The organism is Saccharopolyspora sp. 6M (genome assembly GCF_020176775.1).
Classification (GTDB): domain Bacteria; phylum Actinomycetota; class Actinomycetes; order Mycobacteriales; family Pseudonocardiaceae; genus Saccharopolyspora_C; species Saccharopolyspora_C gregorii.
Genome location: NZ_JAIUJZ010000095.1, coordinates 1 through 4,596, shown reverse-complemented (window position 1 = coordinate 4,596; position 4,596 = coordinate 1). Strand labels below are relative to the sequence as shown.

General features: G+C 76.2%; 5 protein-coding genes and 1 pseudogene. 5 read left to right on the top strand and 1 reads right to left on the bottom strand.

Going from position 1 to position 4,596, the window contains the following annotated elements; genetic code table 11:
• The 5 genes and pseudogenes from LCD31_RS14575 to LCD31_RS14550 form a co-directional block, all read left to right on the top strand.
• A partial coding sequence (locus LCD31_RS14575; protein ID WP_224958738.1) for a phytoene/squalene synthase family protein occupies positions 1-648 on the top strand: 648 nt, incomplete at its 5' end.
• Entirely contained in the window at positions 645-1,349 is a 705-nt protein-coding gene (locus tag LCD31_RS14570; protein WP_224958737.1) for a class I SAM-dependent methyltransferase, read from the top strand. The genes LCD31_RS14575 and LCD31_RS14570, both read left to right, overlap by 4 nt.
• Positions 1,342-2,211, top strand: a pseudogene (locus LCD31_RS14565) (FAD-dependent oxidoreductase); the annotation flags it as partial. The gene LCD31_RS14570 and the pseudogene LCD31_RS14565, both read left to right, overlap by 8 nt.
• A gap of 313 nt (positions 2,212-2,524) precedes the next feature.
• Positions 2,525-3,064 carry an FAD-dependent oxidoreductase gene (locus LCD31_RS14560; protein WP_308015850.1) on the top strand — a complete coding sequence of 180 codons (540 nt, stop codon included), beginning with the start codon at positions 2,525-2,527 and terminating at the stop codon, positions 3,062-3,064.
• A gap of 616 nt (positions 3,065-3,680) precedes the next feature.
• Positions 3,681-3,935, top strand: a complete 255-nt coding sequence (locus LCD31_RS14550) for a hypothetical protein (RefSeq protein WP_224958736.1) — start codon at positions 3,681-3,683, stop codon at positions 3,933-3,935.
• Here the strand turns inward: LCD31_RS14550 and LCD31_RS14545 are convergent.
• Positions 3,890-4,420 carry a DUF5914 domain-containing protein gene (locus LCD31_RS14545; RefSeq protein ID WP_374201657.1) on the bottom strand — a complete coding sequence of 177 codons (531 nt, stop codon included), beginning with the start codon at positions 4,418-4,420 and terminating at the stop codon, positions 3,890-3,892. The genes LCD31_RS14550 and LCD31_RS14545 overlap by 46 nt on opposite strands.
• Between the last annotated feature and the right edge of the window lie 176 nt (positions 4,421-4,596).

Here is a 4,596-nt window from a genome sequence, read left to right as displayed (position 1 = left end):
GCCCTCGCCGCCGTCGCCGACACCGCCCACCGCTACCGGCTCCCCACCACCCTGTTCACCGACTTCATGCGCTCCATGCGAATGGACCTGCGCATCACCGAATACCCCACCCGAGCCGCACTCGACGACTACGTCCACGGCTCCGCCGGAGTCATCGGCCTGCAAGTCCTCCCCGTCCTCGGCACCACCGGCCCCCGCGAACACGCCGCACCCCACGCCGCCGCACTCGGATTCGCCTTCCAGCTCACCAACTTCCTCCGCGACGTCGGCGAAGACCTCGACCGCGGCCGCGTCTACCTCCCCGCCGACGAACTCGCCGCCTTCGGCGTCGACACCGACCGGCTGCACTGGTGCCGCCGCACCGGACGCCCCGACGCACCCGTCCGCCGCGCCCTCAGCGACCAGGTCGCCCGCACCCGCGCCCTCTACCGCAGCGCCGAACCCGGCATCGCCCTCCTGCACCCCGCAGCCCGCCCCTGCGTGCGCACCGCACACCTGCTCTACGGCGAAATCCTCGACCTCATCGTCGAATCCGGCTACCAGGTCTTCGGCCACCGCCTCGCCGTACCCACCAGCCGACGCCTCGGCGTCGCCGCACCCCGCATGCTCACCGCACTCACCGCCCGCGCCCTGCGGAGCCGCCGATGAACCCCCGGGTCACCACCCTCTTCGACCGCGGCGGCCGCGACTACGACGCCCTCGTGGCCGCCAACCCCGGCTACCACCGCGACCTGCACCGCTCCGCCCGGCGCCTCCGCATCCCCGGCGACGGCCACGGCCTCCACCTGCTCGACCTCGGCTGCGGCACCGGCGCCTCCACCCGCGCCCTGCACCGAGCGCTGCCCGCCGCCACCATCACCGCCGTCGACGGATCCGCCCGCATGCTCGCCCGCGCCCGCGAGAAGCCCTGGCCCCCCACCGTCCGCTTCGTCCACGCCGACGCCCACGGCCTCCCCGACGCCGGCGTGCACGGCCCGTTCGACGGCATCCTCGCCGCCTACCTGCTGCGCAACCTCCCCGACCCGGACGCCGGACTCCGCCTGCTGCACGACCTGCTCCGGCCCGGAGCACCGCTGGCCGTGCACGACTACTCGCTGCCCCGGCGCCGCGCCGACCGGCTGCTGTGGCACGCCGTGTGCTGGAGCGTGATCATCCCCGCCGGGCGGTGGGTCACCGGCGACACCGCGCTCTACCGCTACCTGTGGCGCAGCGCCCTCGACTTCGACTCCCCACCGGAACTCACCGCGCGGATGCGCCGCACCGGGTTCACCGGCGTGCGCGTCGAACCCATGTCCGGCTGGCAGCGCACCCTCACCCACACCTTCCTCGGGAGGAGACCCGTTGCGTGACCCGCGCGCCGTCCGCCACCCCGCCCACCCCGGCGCCGACCGAGCAGGCACCGGCGGTCCCCGCGTCGCCGTCGTCGGCGGCGGCCGCGCCGGGCTCACCGCCGCCGCCTGCCTGAGCGACCGCGGCGCCGACGTGCTGCTGCTGGAACGCGAACCGCACCTCGGCGGACGCGTCGGCGGCTGGAGCACCACCCTCGCCGACGGCTCCGAGGTCGCGATGAACCGCGGCTTCCACGCGTTCTTCCGGCAGTACTACAACCTGCGCCGCCTGCTGCGCCGCGCCGACCCCGACCTCGCCGGGCTCGTCGCCCTCCCCGAGTACCCGCTGCTGAGCGCGGGCGGCAGCACCGACACCTTCGCCGGGCTCCCCCAGTCACCGCCGTGGAACGCGCTCGGCTTCGTCTCCCGCAGCCCCACCTTCCGCTGGCGCGACGTGCCCGGCATGGACCTGCGCGCCGCCGCCACCCTCGCCGACGTGCGGGTGCCCGGCGTCTACGCCCGGCTGGACGGGACCAACGCCGCCGACTACCTGCGCGACATCGGGTTCCCGCCCGCCGCGCGGCACCTGGCGTTCGAGGTGTTCTCCCGCAGCTTCTTCGCCCCGCCCACCGACCTGTCCGCCGCCGAGCTGGCGCTGATGTTCCACTTGTACTTCCTCGGCTCCAGCGAAGGACTGCTGTTCGACGTCGCCGCCGACTCGTTCCCCACCGCGCTGTGGGAACCGCTGCGGACGCACCTCGCAGCCCGGGGCGTGCGGTTCCGGCTCGGCACCGAGGTCGCCGAGATCTCGCACCGCGGCCCGCGCGAGTTCGCCGTGCACCCGGCGGACGGCGAGCCGGTGGCGGCCGACGCCGTGGTGCTGGCCACCGAACTCGGCGGAGCGCAGCGCGTTCTCGCCGGCTCCCCCGAACTGGCGCACCGCGCGTGGCGGGAGCGGATCGGGGGGGGGGGGGGGGGCCCCCCGGGCCGGGGGGGGCGGGGGGGGGGGGGGGGGGGGGGGGGGGCCGCCCCCCCCGCGGGGGGCCGCCCCCCCGGGGGGGGCGCGGAGGGCCGCGGGGGTGGGGCTGGCCACCGACCGGGGGGGCGCGCCGGGGGGGGGGGCCGCCCCCCCCCCCCGGGCCCCCCGGGGGGGGGGGGCGCGGGGGGGGGCGCGGCGCCCCCCACCACCGTTCCTGGTGTCCCGGTTCTGGCTGGACCGGCCGGTGCGCGCCGACCGGCACGCGTTCCTCGGCACCAGCGGGTTCGGCCCGGTGGACAACATCAGCGTGCTGGAGCGCTACGAGCACGACGCCGCCGAGTGGACCCGCGCGCACGGCGGATCCGTCGTCGAGGTGCACTGCTACGCCCTGGCGTCCGACGCGACCGTCCCGGGAATGCGGTCCCGGGTGCTCGACGAGCTGCACCGGGTCTACCCGGAGACCACCACGGCCGGGATCGTCGACGAACGCCACGAGCTGCGCGCGGACTGCCCGCTGTTCCCGCCCGGCGGGTTCGCCGCGCGGCCGACGATCACCACCCCCGAACCGGGACTGGTGCTGGCCGGGGACCACGTGCGGGTCGACCTGCCGGTGGCGCTGATGGAACGGGCCGCCACCAGCGGGATGCTCGCGGCGAACCGGTTGCTGCGACTGTGGGGGCTGCGCGGGCACGACGTGTGGAGCGTGCCGGTCGCAGGGCGCTCACCGCTGCTGCGGCTGGCCGCGCGGTTCGCCTGAGGTCCTCCTTGCGGGGCTTGTGTTTTCGTCTTCTTGGAGTACTGATTTCGGTCGACACTGAAACCATCGTGCTTAAAAAGATGCGTCGGCCGGGCGGGCCGCCGCCCCGCCGACGATCCAGGGCTCAGGCGCCGCTGCCGCCGTCGACCGGGACGCTCGCGCCGGTCACTCGAGGCCCGATCGCTGAGCAGCCACGCGGCCGCCTCCGCGCTCTCCCGCGGCTGCGCCATCCGCCCCAGCCGGCTCGTCGTCGTCACCCGTTCCACCACCCCGGGCGTCGCCGCCTCCCAGGCATCGATCATCTCCGTGGCCGTACCGCCCGGCGTGCGGATCCGGACCGCGGCGCCGGACACCGGGACTCCGCCGCGAAGAGGCCGCGGTCCTCGCGCACCTCTCCACCCGAGTACTACGTCCGGCTCGAACAAGGCAGGGCACCGCGCCCGTCGGGCGAAGTCCTCGCCGGGATCTCCGCCGCGCTGCCGCTCACCGACGCCGAATCCGACCACCTGCACGTCCTGCCGGTCCCGCGCCCAACCGGACCCGGCGGCACCGGCGCGACGTCCGGCCCGGCATCCGCGCGCTGCTCGAACGACTACCGCTGACGGCGGGCATCGTGGTGTCCGCCAGGTTCGACGTGCTCGCGTGGCATCCCGTCGTCGGGGAGGTCACGGTCGACTGCGACTCGCTCGCGCTCAGCCACCGGGACCAGCACCTCGTGCTCTACACCGCGCAGCCCGGCTCCCGCGACGCCGAAGCGCCGGCGCTGCTGGACGTGCTGGGCGCCGAGCGGTTCGACGCGGGCGAAGCCCCGCGACCGGATGACCTTCAGCCCCCGGACCGGCCGCGCAGCTCGCAGCGGCGCTCCGCGTAGGCCAGGTCGTCGCGCCACAACCGCAACGCCGCCCACCGCATCACCGGCCGCAACCCGCCCGCCGCCGCGCGGGCCAGCCGGAAACCCGGCCGCGTCGAATGCGCCACCACCGCTTCGACCACCGCCGTCGTCGGGCGCCCGGCCGAGTTCCGGCCCAGCGGCGTCGCGTGCGTCTCGACGACGCTGCCCAGGCCCTCCCCCGCCACGATGTGCATCACCACGGTGCGCGGCTCCGGGGCGGTGAACGTCGCGCGCACCGGCACCCCCACTCCCCCGGTCAGCCGGAACGACACCGCGACCTCGAACTCGTCCCGCTCCGCGTCCGGCTCGCGCAGCACCTCCAGGTTCGCGAACGAGTACGGGTGGAACCACGAGCCGTGCCACGGGTCCAACCGGTTCGCCACCACGTCCCGCGGCTCGCACACCCCCACCGCGGTGGCCACCGCGTCGACGCTGCCCCCCGCCGGCGGCCGGGTCGGCAGCACCGGCGCGGGCAGCGGCGCCACCCCCCCGGCCCCGGCCCACCGGACCCCGGCGAGCCCCCCCTCGGCGTTAGCGGGGCCCGCGGCGGGGTATCGCACTTCGCGCGGTGGTCTAGCCCGGGCGGCGGGGTCGGCGCGGGACCACTGCTGGACCGGTTCTTAGTGGCCCGGGGGGGCGC

Coding starts and splice junctions, on each gene's coding strand:
- LCD31_RS14570 (WP_224958737.1), top strand. CDS start 645: ATGAACCCCCGGGTCACCACCCTCTTCGACCGCGGCGGCCGCGACTAC.